The 15,140-nt window shown below is 61.5% G+C and carries 13 protein-coding genes; all 13 read right to left on the bottom strand.

The window, feature by feature from the left end; all coding sequences use genetic code 11:
* Positions 1-187 precede the first annotated feature (187 nt).
* The 13 genes from ASE36_RS10465 to mraZ all read right to left on the bottom strand — a co-directional run bounded on the left by ASE36_RS10465 (position 188) and on the right by mraZ (position 14,894).
* Positions 188-1,042 (bottom strand): GGDEF domain-containing protein, encoded by an 855-nt coding sequence (locus ASE36_RS10465; RefSeq protein WP_082511108.1) that lies wholly within the window; start codon positions 1,040-1,042, stop codon positions 188-190.
* Between the two features lie 79 nt (positions 1,043-1,121).
* Positions 1,122-2,096 (bottom strand): UDP-N-acetylmuramate dehydrogenase, encoded by a 975-nt coding sequence (gene murB, locus ASE36_RS10470; protein WP_062279002.1) that lies wholly within the window; start codon positions 2,094-2,096, stop codon positions 1,122-1,124.
* Complete coding sequence (gene murC, locus ASE36_RS10475) at positions 2,097-3,509, bottom strand: UDP-N-acetylmuramate--L-alanine ligase (RefSeq protein WP_062279004.1); 1,413 nt, start codon at positions 3,507-3,509, stop codon at positions 2,097-2,099.
* Positions 3,506-4,627, bottom strand: coding sequence for an undecaprenyldiphospho-muramoylpentapeptide beta-N-acetylglucosaminyltransferase (gene murG / locus ASE36_RS10480; RefSeq protein ID WP_062279006.1), 1,122 nt, complete (start codon positions 4,625-4,627; stop codon positions 3,506-3,508). The genes murC and murG overlap by 4 nt, the downstream gene beginning before the upstream one ends.
* Positions 4,628-4,630: 3 nt before the next feature.
* On the bottom strand, positions 4,631-5,785 hold the full coding sequence (ftsW, locus tag ASE36_RS10485; protein WP_062279008.1) for a putative lipid II flippase FtsW: 1,155 nt from the start codon (positions 5,783-5,785) through the stop codon (positions 4,631-4,633).
* A gap of 1 nt (position 5,786) precedes the next feature.
* Positions 5,787-7,196 (bottom strand): UDP-N-acetylmuramoyl-L-alanine--D-glutamate ligase, encoded by a 1,410-nt coding sequence (gene murD, locus ASE36_RS10490; RefSeq protein WP_062279010.1) that lies wholly within the window; start codon positions 7,194-7,196, stop codon positions 5,787-5,789.
* 7 nt (positions 7,197-7,203) lie between these two features.
* Positions 7,204-8,304 carry a phospho-N-acetylmuramoyl-pentapeptide-transferase gene (mraY, locus tag ASE36_RS10495; RefSeq protein ID WP_062279012.1) on the bottom strand — a complete coding sequence of 367 codons (1,101 nt, stop codon included), beginning with the start codon at positions 8,302-8,304 and terminating at the stop codon, positions 7,204-7,206.
* Positions 8,305-8,328: 24 nt separating this feature from the next.
* Complete coding sequence (locus tag ASE36_RS10500; protein ID WP_062279015.1) at positions 8,329-9,762, bottom strand: UDP-N-acetylmuramoylalanyl-D-glutamyl-2,6-diaminopimelate--D-alanyl-D-alanine ligase; 1,434 nt, start codon at positions 9,760-9,762, stop codon at positions 8,329-8,331.
* On the bottom strand, positions 9,759-11,213 hold the full coding sequence (locus ASE36_RS10505; RefSeq protein ID WP_062279017.1) for a UDP-N-acetylmuramoyl-L-alanyl-D-glutamate--2,6-diaminopimelate ligase: 1,455 nt from the start codon (positions 11,211-11,213) through the stop codon (positions 9,759-9,761). Before ASE36_RS10505 ends, ASE36_RS10500 begins: the two co-directional genes overlap by 4 nt.
* A 57-nt stretch (positions 11,214-11,270) precedes the next feature.
* Positions 11,271-13,016, bottom strand: coding sequence for a peptidoglycan D,D-transpeptidase FtsI family protein (locus ASE36_RS10510; protein WP_062279020.1), 1,746 nt, complete (start codon positions 13,014-13,016; stop codon positions 11,271-11,273).
* On the bottom strand, positions 13,016-13,411 hold the full coding sequence (locus ASE36_RS10515) for a hypothetical protein (RefSeq protein ID WP_062279022.1): 396 nt from the start codon (positions 13,409-13,411) through the stop codon (positions 13,016-13,018). Before ASE36_RS10515 ends, ASE36_RS10510 begins: the two co-directional genes overlap by 1 nt.
* Positions 13,412-13,413: 2 nt before the next feature.
* A complete protein-coding gene (gene rsmH / locus ASE36_RS10520; RefSeq protein WP_062279024.1) occupies positions 13,414-14,439 on the bottom strand; it encodes a 16S rRNA (cytosine(1402)-N(4))-methyltransferase RsmH in 1,026 nt (341 codons plus the stop codon).
* 17 nt (positions 14,440-14,456) lie between these two features.
* Positions 14,457-14,894 carry a division/cell wall cluster transcriptional repressor MraZ gene (gene mraZ, locus ASE36_RS10525; protein WP_062279026.1) on the bottom strand — a complete coding sequence of 146 codons (438 nt, stop codon included), beginning with the start codon at positions 14,892-14,894 and terminating at the stop codon, positions 14,457-14,459.
* Between the last annotated feature and the right edge of the window lie 246 nt (positions 14,895-15,140).

The raw sequence follows: 15,140 nt of genomic DNA on the forward strand, positions 1-15,140 counted from the left end.
CGTTAAACCGAGATGCAGCAACAGCGGCCGCTTCGATCCCTTCGATGTCAGTTGAACAACATTAAGGTTAATGAAGTGTTTACTTTCGTTAACTTCTCGCACGGGTCGATGCATGCGCGAGCGGATTCAACGTTTCAGCGAGCCGCGTCAAATGACTGAAAATATGTACTTTTTGGGGATCAGACGATCAGGCGGACCGGCGTGTCTCGAATGCCACGAGAGCTGGAGAAACCACGCCCCCTTCTCCTGAAATAGCCGTCGGCAGGGTGTTGGCATGGACGAGTCGATTCCGACCGGCAGCCTTGGCGAGATAAAGGGCACGATCCGCCATGGAGAATATTTCGCTGAACCCGAGCTCTGCCACTCCGTCGGCGACGCCTGCCGACACCGTGACCGGGAAAGCGCCGGCGGGGCCTACAAACTCCGCTGTCTCGACAGCGAGCCGCATCCCCTCTGCGACCGCCAGAGCCTCGACAGAAGTAAGGCCTGTCAAAAGCACAGCGAATTCCTCCCCACCGATGCGCGAGACTTTGGCGCCGTCTGGCGCTTCGGCTGTCAGCACCGCGGCAACCTGCGCGATGACGTCGTCGCCTGTCTTGTGGCCCAGGCCGTCATTGATCGCCTTGAAGCGGTCGACGTCGAAAAGGATGAGGCTCGCCTGCCCGCGCACGCGCTCGAACTCATCGAGAAAGGCCCGTCTATTCATCAACCCCGAAAGCATGTCGGTTCGGCTCAGCATTTCGAAACGCTGATTCGACAGGCCGAGATCGTAAATGGCGAGCCCGACGACACTATAGGCGATCACGGCAACGACAAAGGAAACGGGTGGGGTGAGCACGGTCGCGATCACAAGTGCCGGCCCCAGTGCATAGGGCAGAAGATCGAATGCGACGAGCACGAGATGGGAGAGAATATTGAGGATATAGGCGAAGACGGCAATCTTCGCGGCCATGACAACGGCTTTACGCAGCACGGCCTGACGAGACGAAAACGCACCCAGCGTCAGTTGCTGCATCACCCAGGCATGTACACTCGCGACCATCATAGCCCCCAAACTGAGGGGAGCTTAATGATCGCGAGTTAAGAATTCATGCAAATACGAATACTCAAAAACAGCAGTCTCAGACCGGCAATGATCCCATGAAAGGTTTCACTTCACGACCCGGCATAAAAATGCCCAGGCGCTTGATTTCCCACTCAAGTTTCACGCCCGAATGTTCCAGCACACGCTGGCGAACCGTCTCGCCGAGATATTCCAGGTCGTAGCCGGTCGCATGGCCGACATTGATCATGAAATTGCAATGCAGCGATGACATCTGCGCCCCGCCAATCATCAGGCCACGGCACCCGGCCTCATCGATCAGTTCCCAGGCCGAATGTCCTTCGGGGTTCTTGAAGGTGGAGCCGCCTGTCTTTTCCTTGACCGGCTGAACCGTTTCACGGTGATGACGCACGGCATCCATGTCGGCACGGATTTTCGCCCGGTCCTCCGGATAACCTTCAAAGGTCGCATGCGTGAAAATCAGATCGCTCGAAGCCTCCGAGTGGCGATAGCTGTAGCCCATGTCGGCATTGGACAGCACATGCACATTGCCCTTGCGGTCAACAGCCTCGACCTCGACCAGCCGCCCGGCGGTGTCGCCGCCATTGGCACCAGCATTCATGCGAACTGCGCCGCCGATCGACCCCGGGATGCCATAATAGAAGTGGAAACCGCCAATGCTGTTGTCCATAGCCATGGCTGCGATGTGCTTGTCAGGGCAGATGGCGCCGGCCCGGATACGGTTCTCGCCGGCAAGCTCAACCTGGCCGAAGCCCTTGGCGGAGAGGCGCACAACCACACCCGGAATGCCGCCGTCGCGCACCAGAAGGTTCGAGCCGACGCCGATCACGGTCAGCGGCACATCATCCGGCAACAGCTTGAGGAAGGTGATGAGGTCTTCCGTATCATGCGGCTGGAACATCAGTTCGGCGAGCCCGCCCGCCTGGAACCACGTCACGCGGTCCATCGGTGCATCCGGCGTCAGCCGCCCCTTCAGTTCGTTGACGCCTGACCCCAGCGAGGCCAGCAGCTTTTCCCCATCCACCTGTTTCATTCAAGACTTTCCCGCAATTGCATCAAGTTCCGCCGGCAGGGCAGCCGCCCATTGGGTGATGTTGCCAGCCCCCAAGAGGACCACGAAATCACCCGGTTGTGCAATGCCCGCGACGAGAGAAGCGAGTTGATCGGGCGCGGCGAGATAGCGCGCATCCCGATGGCCGCTCGATTTGATCCGCGATACCAGCGCTTCCGAATCGATTCCCTCGATCGGATCTTCGCCGGCTGCATAGACTGGCGACAGGAAGATCGTGTCGGCATCGTTGAAGCAATTGGCGAAATCGTCGAACAGGCTGGCGAGACGCGAATAGCGGTGCGGCTGATGAACGGCGATGATCCGGCCCTTGCAGGATTCCCGCGCCGCCTTCAGCACCGCCTTGATCTCGACCGGATGATGGCCGTAGTCGTCGAAGACCTGAACGCCGTTGGCGGTTCCTGTGAGGGTGAAGCGACGCTTCACCCCGCCGAAGCCTGCGAGCCCCTTGCGAATTGCTTCTTCCGAAATGTCCAAGCGATTGGCAACAGCAATCGCCGCGCATGCATTGGAGATGTTGTGCCGACCCGGCATGGGCAGCACGAGATCCTTGAAGCTGAACACACGGCCGGTGCGGCGGCGGCGGATTTCCACGTCGAAGATCGAGCGTGTACCGTCGAGCCGAACATTCGAGAAACGCACGTCGGCCTGCGGGTTTTCACCATAGGTAATGACCTTGCGGTCCTCGATCCGTCCGACCAGCGCCTGCACTTCCGGATGGTCGAGGCACATGACGCCGAAGCCGTAGAAGGGCACGTTCTCGACAAACTGGCGGAAGGCCGCGCGTGCATTGTCGAAGGTGCCGTAATGGTCGAGGTGTTCAGGGTCGATATTGGTGACGATGGCCACATCCGCCGGCAGCTTCAGGAAGGTGCCGTCCGATTCGTCGGCCTCGACCACCATCCATTCGCCCTCGCCCATGCGTGCATTGGTGCCATAGGCATTGATGATGCCGCCATTGATGACGGTCGGGTCAAGCGCGCCGGCGTCGAGAAGGGCAGCGACCATGGAGGTCGTCGTCGTCTTGCCATGCGTACCACCAACGGCAATCGCATTCCGAAATCGCATCAGTTCGGCCAGCATCTCGGCGCGACGCACGATCGGCAGCAGCTTTTCGCGCGCAGCGATCAGCTCCGGATTGCTCTTCTTGATCGCCGTCGACACGACAACCACCTCGGCCTCACCGAGGTTCTCAGCCGTATGGCCAACGAAGACTTCGATGCCCTTGGCCCGAAGCCGCTGAACATTGGCGCTTTCCGACTGGTCCGACCCTTGTACCTTGTGCCCGAGATTGTGCAGGACCTCTGCGATCCCGCTCATCCCGATCCCGCCGATCCCGATGAAGTGGACCAGACCAATGGTTTTCGGCATTTTCATAATGTGGCTCCGTTCCGCTGGGCAACGCCCCTGCGGGCGGCAATAGCCTCTACGAGATCGGCGAGCAAGCCGGCCGCATCGGGCTTGCCCGTGCTTTTGGCCGCAGCCGCGGTCAAGGCGAGCGATTCGGGGTTCTCCATCGCCTGTTGCAACAGCCCCAGGATCCGCTCCCGCGAAAGGTCTGCCTGGGCAATCACCTGTGCGCCACCCTTCGCGGCAAGTGCTGCCGCATTGGCCGCCTGATCGTGGTCCAGCGCATGGGGATAGGGCACGAGAATGCTCGGGCGACCAATGACCGCAAGTTCCGAAACGGTCGATGCACCGGATCGGCAGATCACCAGATGCGCAGCTGCCAGCCGCTCCGCCATATCCGTGAAGAAAGGCGCCACGTCAGCCGGAATGCCGAGGGCTGCATAGGCATCCTTGACCTTCTGCGCATCCTCAGGCCGCGCCTGTTGCGTCACGACGAGCCGTGAGCGCAGTTCAGACGCCAGCATCGCCACAGCCGGCGCGATTGCTTCTGAGAAAAACTGCGCGCCCTGGCTACCACCGAAGACAACAAGCCGGAAGGACTGCCCCTCACCCGACGGCACATAGGGAATGTTCGCCGCCGCGATGACGGCCGGGCGTACCGGATTGCCGGTCAGCCGCATCTTCGACTGGTGCGCACCACCGGGTGCCAGAAACCCGCCGGCAATCGCATCAACGCGAGAGGCGAGCAGGCGGTTTGCCCGGCCCATCACGGCATTCTGTTCGTGAACGGCTGTCGGCACACCAAGGCCGGCGGCTGCAAAGAGCGGCGGAACCGTCGGATAACCACCAAAGCCAATCACCGCCTTCGGCTGCAGGCGGCTGATCAGCGTCTTGGCTTCGCGATACCCGCGCCAGAGCGTCAGAACCGCCTTGGCCATGGCAAGAGGATTGCGCGAGCCAATCGTGGCGGAGGACACCGTGTGGATCTCATCGGCAGGAAATGTGCCCGCAAAACGCTCGGCGCGCTTGTCCGTCACCAAATGAACGCCGTAGCCGCGCCGCTTCAATTCATGGGCCAGCGCTTCGGCCGGAAAGAGGTGACCACCGGTGCCACCGGCGGCGAGGAGAACAAGACCTTTGGACATCGCTTACTCCGCCGGAACGCCGGCCACGGACCGAAACAGGCTGCGCTCCTGAGCCCGCTTTTCGGGACGACGGCGCGTGAGGGCAAGAATAAAGCCTGCAGTCACGCAGATCGCAGTCATCGACGAACCACCATAGGAGATCAGCGGCAAAGTCATACCCTTGGCCGGCAATAGCTGCAGATTGACGCCGATATTGATCATCGACTGAATTCCGAGGAGGAGCACGAGGCCCGCAACCGCTAGACGGTTGAAATCATTGCGCTCGCGATAGGCGTGGCTGAGGCCGCGCAGAACGAGGAAGCCGAAGATCGCGACCAGCACCATGCAGAAGACGATGCCGAACTCTTCCGCCGCAACCGAGAAGATGAAGTCGGTATGGCTGTCGGGAATGATGCGCTTGACGATCCCCTCGCCCGGTCCCAGGCCGAACCAGCCGCCATGAACGATAGCGTCGTGCGCCGTGTCCACCTGGAACGTGTCGCCTTCGCCGGTGAGGAACCGGTCCACACGCCCGGCAACGTGGGGTAGCGTGACGTAAGCCCCGAAGAAACCGGTGGCACCGAGGACACCCAGCACCACGATCCACAGCCATGGCATGCCCGCCATGAAGAACATCGCGCTCCAGACGCTGCCGATCAGGATGGTCTGCCCAAGGTCCGGCTGGGCGATCAGGAGGGCTGCCGTCATGCCGAACAGAAGGATGGCAAAGAGATTGCCCGGAATTTCCGGCTGGCGCGCATGTTCGGCAAACAGCCAGGCGCAGATCACGACAAAGGCAGGCTTCATGAATTCCGACGGCTGGATAGACAGGCCAAGCAGCGACAGCCAGCGGCGTCCGCCCTTGACCTCGACGCCGACGAACAGCACCAGCACCATCATGATCAGCGCAGTCGCGAGCATCACCATGGCGGTCCGCCGCACCTGGCGCGGCGACAGGAAGGAGAGGCCGATCATGACGGTCAGCGCCGGCAGCATGAAGGCTGCATGCCGCTTGACGAAGTGGAAACTGTCGAGCCCGAGACGCTCGGCGACCGCAGGAGAGGCCGCGAAGGACAACATCAGTCCAATGCCCATCAACAAAATGAAGGTGAACAGGAACAGGCGGTCGATCGTCCAGAACCAGTCCGCAACGGGACCTCTCTCCACGCGGCTCACCATGTCATTTGCCTCCTTCTGGCACGTCGATCAGCATGGCCATCCCGTCAAGCCCTGCGACCAGACGGACGAAGCTGTCGCCGCGAACCTCGAAATTCTTGAACTGGTCGAAGCTTGCGCAAGCTGGCGACAGCATGACGGCAGAGGGTTCTGCGTCACGCGCCGCATCAGCCGCCGCATGGGCAACCGCACGATCGAGCGTGTCGGAGATCTCGAAGGCCACCTGTTCTCCCAGCGTTGCGGCAAAGGCCGAGGCGGCTTCGCCGATCAGATAAGTCTTCACGATACGCGGGAAGAGTGGAGCGAGGCTTGCGATCCCGCCCTCTTTCGGCAGTCCGCCCGCGATCCAGTAGATGCGGTCATAACTTGAGAGCGCCGGGGCGGCAGCCTCCGCATTGGTCGCCTTGCTGTCATTGACGAAGACCACCTGGTTGCGGCGACCCACCGGCTGCATGCGATGCTTGAGACCTGGGAAGCTCTTCAGCCCCGCGCGGATATCCTCGACCGAGACCCCGACCGCAAGGCAGGCAGCGATCGCGGCGGCAGCATTCTGGGCGTTGTGGCTGCCGCGCAGCGTCTGGATGCCATCAAGATCAACCAGCAGCGAAACGGCTCCCTGATCGGCTTGCAGAATGCGCGATCCCTCGGCATAGAGCCCGTCGGCCAGCGGCTGGCGTTTCGAAATGCGGATGACCTTGTGGCCAGAGCGTTCGATCCGGTCGCCGATCAACTCGCAGTAGCTGTCGTCTACGCCGACGATGGCAGTCCCCGCCCCCGCGACCAGCCGTTCCTTGACATCGGCATAATGCTGCATCGTTCCATGCCGGTCGAGATGATCCGGCGTCAGGTTGAGCAGGATGCCGGCCGTCGGATTGAGCGTAGGGGAAAGATCGATCTGATAGGACGAGCACTCGACAACAAAGTAGCGCTCGGCCTTCGGCGGATCGAGCGTCAGCACGGCCCGTCCAATATTGCCGCCAAGCTGCGTGTCACGCCCGCTCGCCTGCAGGATATGCGCGATCAGCGCCGTCGTGGTCGACTTTCCGTTCGTCCCGGTGATCGCAATGAACGGGCAGTCGGGCGCATGCAGGCGCCGCTCGCGCACGAAGATCTCGACGTCGCCGATGATCTCGACGCCGGCGGACTTGGCGAGCGCCACGGTCCAGTGCGGCTTCGGATGGGTGAGCGGCACACCGGGCGACAGAATCAAGGAAGCAATCGTGGACCAATCGATGCCGTGCAGGTCGATCGTCGCGATCCCCTCAGCCGAGGCCCGGGCGACGCTGTCGGGATTGTCGTCCCAGGCGAACACCTCGGCGCCACCCGCCTGCAGGGATTTCGCGGTTGCCAGCCCGGAACCTCCGAGCCCGAAGAGCGCAACCCGCTTGCCCTTGAAACTGCTCGCCGCGATCATTCTCGCCTCACCGCAGCTTGAGGGTCGAGAGACCGAGCATGCCGAGGCCGACGGCGATGATCCAGAAGCGGATAACCACCTGGCTTTCCGTCCAGCCGAGCTTTTCGAAATGGTGATGGATCGGCGCCATCAGGAAGACGCGCTTGCCCGTCAGCTTGAAATAACCGACCTGGATGATGACCGACAGAGTCTCCATGACGAAGAGACCGCCGATAATCGCCATGACGATCTCGTGTTTGGTGGCAACCGCCACAGAGCCGATCAGGCCGCCGAGCGCGAGCGACCCAGTGTCACCCATGAAAATTGCGGCCGGCGGCGCATTGAACCACAGGAAGCCGAGGCCGGCGCCGATGACGGCACCGAGCAGCACTGCGAGTTCGCCGGTACCCGGCACGAAGTGGATCTGGAGATAGTTGGCGAAAACTGCGTTACCCGCCAGATAGGCGATCACGCCGAAAGAAGCGGCAGCGATCATCACAGGCACGATGGCAAGACCATCGAGACCATCCGTCAGGTTCACCGCATTGCCGGCGGCAACGATCACGAAGCCGCCGAACAGCACGAAGAAAAGACCGAGATCGAGCAGGTAGTCCTTGACGAAGGGAAAGGCGACCGAGGACCCAAATGTAGACCCCTGCGGGGCCGAATGGAGCGCCGAACTCATCATGAAATAAACGGCGATGCCGGCGATCAGGAATTCGATGCCAAGACGGGCCTTGCCTGAAAAGCCCTTGTCCGTCTGCTTCGTCACCTTGAGATAGTCATCGTAGAAGCCGATGGCGCCGAAGCCGAGCGTAACGAGCAGCGTCGCCACGACATAGATGTTCGACAGATCCGCCCAGAGCAGCGACGACACCACGATACCCGCGAGGATCATCAAGCCGCCCATAGTCGGCGTGCCTGCCTTCTTGAAATGTGTCTGCGGCCCGTCGGCGCGGATCGGCTGGCCCTTGCCCTGACGCACGCGAAGCGACGAGATCATCATCGGTCCGAACAGGAAGACCACCGCAGCCGAGGTGAAGAGAGCGGCCCCCGTCCGGAAGGTGATGTACCGGAACAGGTTGAAAAACTGAAAGTGGTTCGCCAGTTCCACAAGCCAAATCAGCATGGGAGCCCTTTCCAAAAGCCCGAATTAAGAGTGGCGCTCCGTGTCGGGGAATGCCGGATACTTGTCAAGCAGAGCCGATACAATCTTGCCGAAGCCGATGCCGAGAGAAGATTTGACCATGACCACGTCGCCGGGGCGAACCTCCGTTGTGACGAAGTTCGCGAGCTCCGCCGTCGTCTCGAGATAGACGACGGAAACCGTCTCCGGCAGGGCATCCCGCAGGGCTGCCATTTCCGCACCCGCAAGCCAGACATGCTCGATCCCTGCTGCCAGCAAGGGTCCGGCAAGCTCGGCATGGACCGAAGGGGAAAACTCGCCCATCTCCAGCATGTCGCCAAGCACGGCGATCCGCCGGCCGTCATATTGCGGCTGCGACGAGGCAAGCACCGAGATGGCCGCCCGCATCGAAGCCGGATTGGCATTGTAGCTTTCGTCGATCAATGTCAGAGCGCCGCCGCCAATCGACAGTCTGTGGCGAGCGCCGCGCCCCTTGACGGCCGACAGATGCGCAAAGGCTTCAATCGCCGCATCGAGATCGCCACCGACGAGCGAAACGGCAGCGAGAACCGCCATGGCGTTCTCAGCCAGGTGTCGACCCGGCGCGCCGATGGTCACCTCGCGCGTTTCGCCATGGAATGAGACCCACAGCGTCGACAGCTCCGCCGCTCCATCAAATTCCGCCAGTCGAAACTCGGCCTTCGCATGCTGGCCGAAGCTGTGCACGTTTTCGAGGCCCGATCCGTGCGCTGCCTGCTCCAGCCGCTCGAAATACGCATTGTCGCGATTGAGGATAACGTCACCGCCATTCACCACGCCTTCGAAAATCTCGGCCTTGGCATCGGCAATTTCATCGACACTCGAAAAATTGCCAAGATGAGCCGGTGCGATCGTGGTGATGATCGCAACATCAGGGCGGACCATCCGCGACAGAGGACCGATTTCGCCGGCATGGTTCATGCCCAGCTCGAAGACGCCGTAGCGCGTATCCATCGGCATGCGGGCGAGCGTCAGCGGCACACCCCAATGATTGTTGAAGGAGGCGACCGAGGCATGCACCTTGCCCGACGGCTCAAGCGCCAGGCGCAGCATTTCCTTGGTCGTGGTCTTTCCCACGGACCCGGTCACTGCAATCACGGTCGCAGCCGTCCGATCGCGCGCGGCAATGCCAAGCTTCTGCAGGCCGACCAGCACATCGTCCACGACGATCATTGGGACCGTCAGACGCCCCAGTGCCGGAAGCTTCGCCTCGCTGACGACGAGCAGCGAGGCGCCATTGGCGATCGCAAGACTCGCATAGTCATGGCCATCCACCCGATCGCCCTTGATCGCGAAGAAGGCTTCGCCAGGCGTAATGGTGCGGCTGTCGATGGAAATTCCGGTGACGCCATCGGGCAAGTGGCCGAAGGGCCGACCGCCCATGGCAACCACCATGTCGCGTGAGGTCCAGAGCAGGGTCAACGGTCGAACTCCTCCAAGGCGTGCCGAACTTCGGCATGGTCGGAAAAGGGCAGCGTGGTTCCTCCGACCGTCTGCCCCTCTTCATGTCCTTTGCCGGCCACGATCAACGTGTCACCGCCAGACAGCATGGCAACCGCAGCGCGGATCGCCTGAGCGCGGTCGCCGATCTCGATGCCATCAGGCGTGGCAGCCATGATCTCGGAACGGATGGTGGCCGGCACTTCCGAACGCGGATTGTCGTCGGTAACGATGGTGATATCCGCCAGCCGCGTCGCGATCTCGCCCATGATCGGCCGCTTGCCTTTGTCGCGATCCCCGCCACAGCCGAAGACAACGATGACACGACCGGTGGTGAAGGGGCGAACCGAATTCAATACGTTTTCGAGCGCATCCGGCTTGTGGGCATAGTCGACATAGGCGAGAGCACCGGCCTTGGTCTGCCCAACCAGTTCGAGACGACCGGACGCCCCAACCAGGGTCTCCAGGGCCTTCAGCGCGACGGCGACCGGCACACCGGTCGAAATGGCAAGCCCGGCCGACACCAGCGCATTGGCAATCTGGAAATCGCCCGCCAGCGGAATATGCACCTCGAAGATCTGATCGCCGTGATGCACCTCGGCGACCTGCTTGTGGCGGAAATGCTCGACGCGCTTCAGGCTGAGGAATGTGCCCTTGCGACCAACAGTGCGCACATCATGGCCGGCAGCAGTCGCAACCCGGATCGCCTCGTCGGACCACGGGTCATCGGCATAGATGACGGCCGGCGAGCCCTTGGGGAGAAGCGTATCAAAGAGCCGCATCTTGGCGGCCATATAGTCCTCGACCGTCGGATGATAATCCATGTGATCGCGGCCGAGATTGGTGAAGCCGGCAGCCGACAGCACCACGCCGTCGAGCCGGCTCTGGTCGAGGCCGTGGCTGGACGCTTCCATCGCCGCATGGGTCACGCCTTCGTCGGCAAGGTCCCCGAGCAGGGTGTGCAGCGCCAGCGGATCCGGCGTCGTCAGCGAGCCATAGTCATTGCGGCTGGGCGAAATGACACCGGTGGTCCCGATCTGCGCGGCCGGATGGCCGGCAAAGGCCCAGATCTGGCGGGTGAAAGAGGCAACCGAGGTCTTGCCGGCGGTGCCGGTGACGGCCACCATGGTCTTCGGCTGGCGACCGACAAAACGGGCGGCCGCGAGCGCCAGGAAACGGCGTGCATTGTCGACGACGATGACGGGAACGGAAGCCTCGACCGGATGCGAGGCGACGATCGCCACAGCGCCCTTGGCGACAGCGTCGGCCACATAGGCGCCACCATCGGCCTTCGAGCCGGAAAGAGCAAAGAAGACGGTGCCCGGTTCAACCTTGCGGCTGTCAGCGGAAAGCCCAGTCACCTCAACATCAGCGGCACCAGCCGCCAATACCTGATTCTTATAATCCCCGCCGGCCAATGTGCCCAAAAGCATGTGCAGTCCATCCTTCCGGGGCAAAATCAGTCGAATCGCCCCGTTTGTTCATTCTGGTCAATAAGAGACGAGCAAAGCAGACCCGTCTTCCCCGAATTTGGGTTCTACACCAAGAATTGCGGCGCTTCTGCGAATGATCTCGCCGACCATTGGCGCTGCACTGTTGCCGGCGAGGGCCGCGCCGTTGCCTTTGTCGGTCTTCGGCTCATCGATGAAGGTCAGAACAACGTAACGCGGATTATCGATCGGGAAGGCCGCAAGGAAGGCGTTGAAGTTCTTGTCGCCGACGTAACGACCATTCACAACCTTGTCGGCCGTACCGGTCTTGCCGCCAACATCGAAGCCTTCCACGCGAGCGTTCTTGCCGGACCCCTTGATGCCGTTCCATTCGAACAGGAAGCGCATGTCGTCGCTCGTCGAAGGCTTGATGACCTGCTTGGCGACGAGATCAGCCTGCTCGCGGGTCCGCGGCAGGAAGGTCGGCTCGATGAGCTTGCCGCCATTGACCAGCGCCACGCCGGCAACGGCCGTCTGCAACGGCGTGGTCGAGACGCCGTGACCGAAGGAGATGGTGATCGAATTGATCTTCTTCCATTCGCGCGGCTGCGACGGCATCGCCACCTCCGGCAACTCGGTCTGCATTTTCGACAACAGGCCGAGCCGGGTCAGGAATTCCTTGTGCGCATCCGTGCCGACGAGGTCAGCGACCTTGGCCGTACCGATGTTCGACGAATACTGGAAGATTTCAGGCACCGTCAGGATGCGGTTCTTGCCGTGAAAGTCCTTGATGGTGAAGCCGCCGATGCGAATCGGATAACGCGCGTCAAAACTGTCCTTCAGCGATACTTTGCCGGAGTCGAGACCCATGGCGATCGTAAACGACTTGAAGGTCGATCCCATTTCGAACGTGCCGTTCGCCATGCGGCTGAGCCAGCCCTCTTCGGAACCGGCCGGATTGTTCGGATCGAAATCCGGCAGCGACGCCATGGCGATGACTTCGCCGGTATGCGCATCAAGCACGACCCCACCGGCGCCGATCGACTTGAACTTCGCCATCGCATCGACCAGCACGTCACGTACGATGTTCTGCACGCGAATGTCGATCGACAGCTTCACCGGCTCAAGCGGGGTATCGCTGGTCATGCCGAGCGCCCGCAGATCCGCCAGTCCCTGGTTGTCGATATACTTCTCCATCCCCGTCATGCCGCGGTTGTCGATATTGACGTAACCGACGATATGCGAGGCGGTGGAGCCACCGGGATAGAAGCGACGCTTTTCCGGTCGGAAACCGATGCCAGGAATGCCGAGTGCCAGAATTTGGCTCTGCTGCTTCGGTGTCAACTGACGGCGCAGCCACTGGAAACGCGACTTCGACGAGAGCTTCTTGTAGGTGCCCTTGATGTCGAGGTCGGTCAGCACGGTCGCGAGGCGCTCGACGGCTTCATCCGGGTCGACGATCTTGTGCGGCTCGGCAAAGAGAGAGACCGTGCGGATGTCGGTTGCCAACACCTCGCCATTGCGATCGAGGATATCGGGCCGCGATGCCATCAAACGGTCTGCCGGCAGGATGCTCGACACCGTCTCGGGTTGGGCCTGGCCATATTGCACCAAACGTCCGCCGATGATCGCATAGACGACGCAGAAGCCGGCGATCATCAGACCGACGCGATTCTTTGCCATCGCCGATTTGCGCTTTGCCGTGCCCTGGATGCGCGGACCGGAAACAACGGCCCCGCCGCGTTGCACATCGGTGGAAAAATGGGCCTGGCTTTTCAGCAACATGATACGCGACAGGAAGCTCATCAGTCATTCACCGCTTCTGCTGGATTGACCGAACCGGTCGTGATCAGGTCCTTGACCGGATCGGACTCGGCTTTCTTGCCCTCGGCGACTTCCTTTTGCGGCAGCTGATCCTTGGGCATCGGCAGTTCGACCGGACGGGCAAGCTGCGTCGGCGCCGTCGGCTGCAACTGCAACTCCGTCTCATAGGCCTTAACCAGACGATCGAGCCGGTTCGGCTGGGTGAGGAGCGCGCGGTCGGCACGCAGCAGGTCGATCGTGTCCTTCTCCAGCTTGATCTCCGCCTCAAGGCGACGCACCTCGGCCGCCTTGTTATCCGTGTCGTGCTTGATCTGGTAGGTCACGGCAGCAGCCGCCGCCATGGACCCGATCAGCAGGAAGTCGAAGGTTCGCAGCACAATCAGCCTCCGATCTTTTCGAGTGTTGCAAGGTCCGGCAGATCAAAGATCGTCATGTCGGCCCGTTCTGGTGGCGCCATGGTGCGAATACCGGCGCGAAGCTTGGCCGAGCGGGCACGCGGGTTGAGTTCGGCCTCTTCTTCGCTGGCCGCGACCATGCCCTTGCCGACCGGCTCAAACGTCGCCTGACGCGCTTCGACCATGGGAAGATGGCGCGAGCCTGACGCCTTGCCGGCGCGCTCGGAAAAGAACTTCTTGACGATGCGATCTTCGAGAGAATGGAAGGTGACGACGACGAGCCGCCCGCCCGGCTTCAAAGCCCGCTCTGCAGCAAACAGCGCTTGCGCCAGCTCGCCCAGTTCGTCGTTGACGAAGATGCGAAGCGCCTGGAAGACGCGCGTGGCCGGGTGGATCTTGTCCTTGGCCTTACGCGGATTGACAGTCTCGATGAGGTTGGCGAGGTCCCGCGTCGTCTGGAAAGGCTCGTTCAGACGGCGCTTTTCGATCGCGCGCGCGATGCGGCCGGAGTGTTTTTCCTCGCCCAGAAAACCGAAGATGCGGATGAGGTCGGAAACCTTGGCGCGATTGACGACATCGGCAGCAGACACGCCGGACGACGACATGCGCATATCGAGCGGCCCGTTCCGCTGGAACGAGAAGCCCCGCCCGGCCTCGTCGATCTGCATGGAGGAAACGCCGATATCAAGCACGACGCCATCAAGCCCACCGTCCGGCGCAAAATCGGCGAGCGCCGAAAATTCCGTATGATGAAGCGCAAGCCTTCCACCGAATTCGGCAACCATCGACTGCCCGCCGGCAATCGCATTCGGATCACGATCAAGCGCGATGACATCAGCACCGGCATCGAGAATGGCGCGCGTATAGCCACCCGCACCGAACGTGCCGTCGAGAATCACCTTACCCTCACCGGGCTCCAGCGCCTTCAGCACACCATCGAGAAGAACCGGAATGTGGCGAACCGATCCGCCATTGGCATCGGAAAGCCCTTCGCCAAGATTCGCCGCCATTCCGTTTCCCCGTTTTGTCAGGTTCTCAGGCCCCGCAGCCTGACAACCTCCCTGGCCCTCGCCTGAGCGTCCGAAAACGCCTGCGGTTGCCACACCTGAAAATGATCCGACCGACCGACGAAACAGACCTCCGAGGAAATCCCCGTGAAATCCCGGATAAAATCCGTCACCGCCAACCGCCCCTCGGCATCGAGCCGCATAAAGACGCCGCCACCGTGAATGAGCAGCGACATCTCGTTCGCCTCCAATGCGAAGGGATCCTCCGCGGCCATTCTCTGCTCGTATCGTTCGAGCAAATCGGGACCGCCGATATTGATCGCCGGATAGACGAAATCCTGGAGACAATAAAGCTCCTGAATCTCGCGCTGCAGCAAAACGGCACGAAACGCCGCCGGGACGGAAACCCGCCCCTTCGCATCGATCCTGTTTGTCGCATTGGACAGGAAGCGGTTCATAACGGACGACCGACCTCCCCGAAATCGGGAAGCCGGTGATCGACCCCCGCACACACATGACAACACCCGCCATCGCACCACTCGGAAAAGACCCGCCCGAAACACGGGAGAGACCATGCGATTTCCGAACCTTGGGGGCGAAGACGGCCCCCGCAACAGAATGTGAATGGGATACCATGGGACTATATGGGCGTCAATGGGAACGGGTCGGGCTGCACCCTTCGCGGGCTCCAATTATTGATAGGC

Source organism: Rhizobium sp. Root274 (assembly GCF_001429245.1).
Taxonomy (GTDB): Bacteria; Pseudomonadota; Alphaproteobacteria; order Rhizobiales; family Rhizobiaceae; genus Allorhizobium.

What these genes read in the sequence shown, in the direction of transcription:
- mraZ (WP_062279026.1), bottom strand. Translation starts at nt 14,894, where the DNA reads ATGAACCGCTTCCTGTCCAATGCGACAAACAGGATCGATGCGAAGGGG.
- rsmH (WP_062279024.1), bottom strand. Translation starts at nt 14,439, where the DNA reads ATGGCGGCGAATCTTGGCGAAGGGCTTTCCGATGCCAATGGCGGATCG.
- ASE36_RS10505 (WP_062279017.1), bottom strand. Translation starts at nt 11,213, where the DNA reads ATGCTTTTGGGCACATTGGCCGGCGGGGATTATAAGAATCAGGTATTG.
- ftsW (WP_062279008.1), bottom strand. Translation starts at nt 5,785, where the DNA reads ATGGTGAGCCGCGTGGAGAGAGGTCCCGTTGCGGACTGGTTCTGGACG.
- murD (WP_062279010.1), bottom strand. Translation starts at nt 7,196, where the DNA reads ATGATCGCGGCGAGCAGTTTCAAGGGCAAGCGGGTTGCGCTCTTCGGG.
- ASE36_RS10465 (WP_082511108.1), bottom strand. Translation starts at nt 1,042, where the DNA reads ATGGTCGCGAGTGTACATGCCTGGGTGATGCAGCAACTGACGCTGGGT.
- ASE36_RS10510 (WP_062279020.1), bottom strand. Translation starts at nt 13,016, where the DNA reads ATGAGCTTCCTGTCGCGTATCATGTTGCTGAAAAGCCAGGCCCATTTT.
- murB (WP_062279002.1), bottom strand. Translation starts at nt 2,096, where the DNA reads ATGAAACAGGTGGATGGGGAAAAGCTGCTGGCCTCGCTGGGGTCAGGC.
- murC (WP_062279004.1), bottom strand. Translation starts at nt 3,509, where the DNA reads ATGAAAATGCCGAAAACCATTGGTCTGGTCCACTTCATCGGGATCGGC.
- mraY (WP_062279012.1), bottom strand. Translation starts at nt 8,304, where the DNA reads ATGCTGATTTGGCTTGTGGAACTGGCGAACCACTTTCAGTTTTTCAAC.
- murG (WP_062279006.1), bottom strand. Translation starts at nt 4,627, where the DNA reads ATGTCCAAAGGTCTTGTTCTCCTCGCCGCCGGTGGCACCGGTGGTCAC.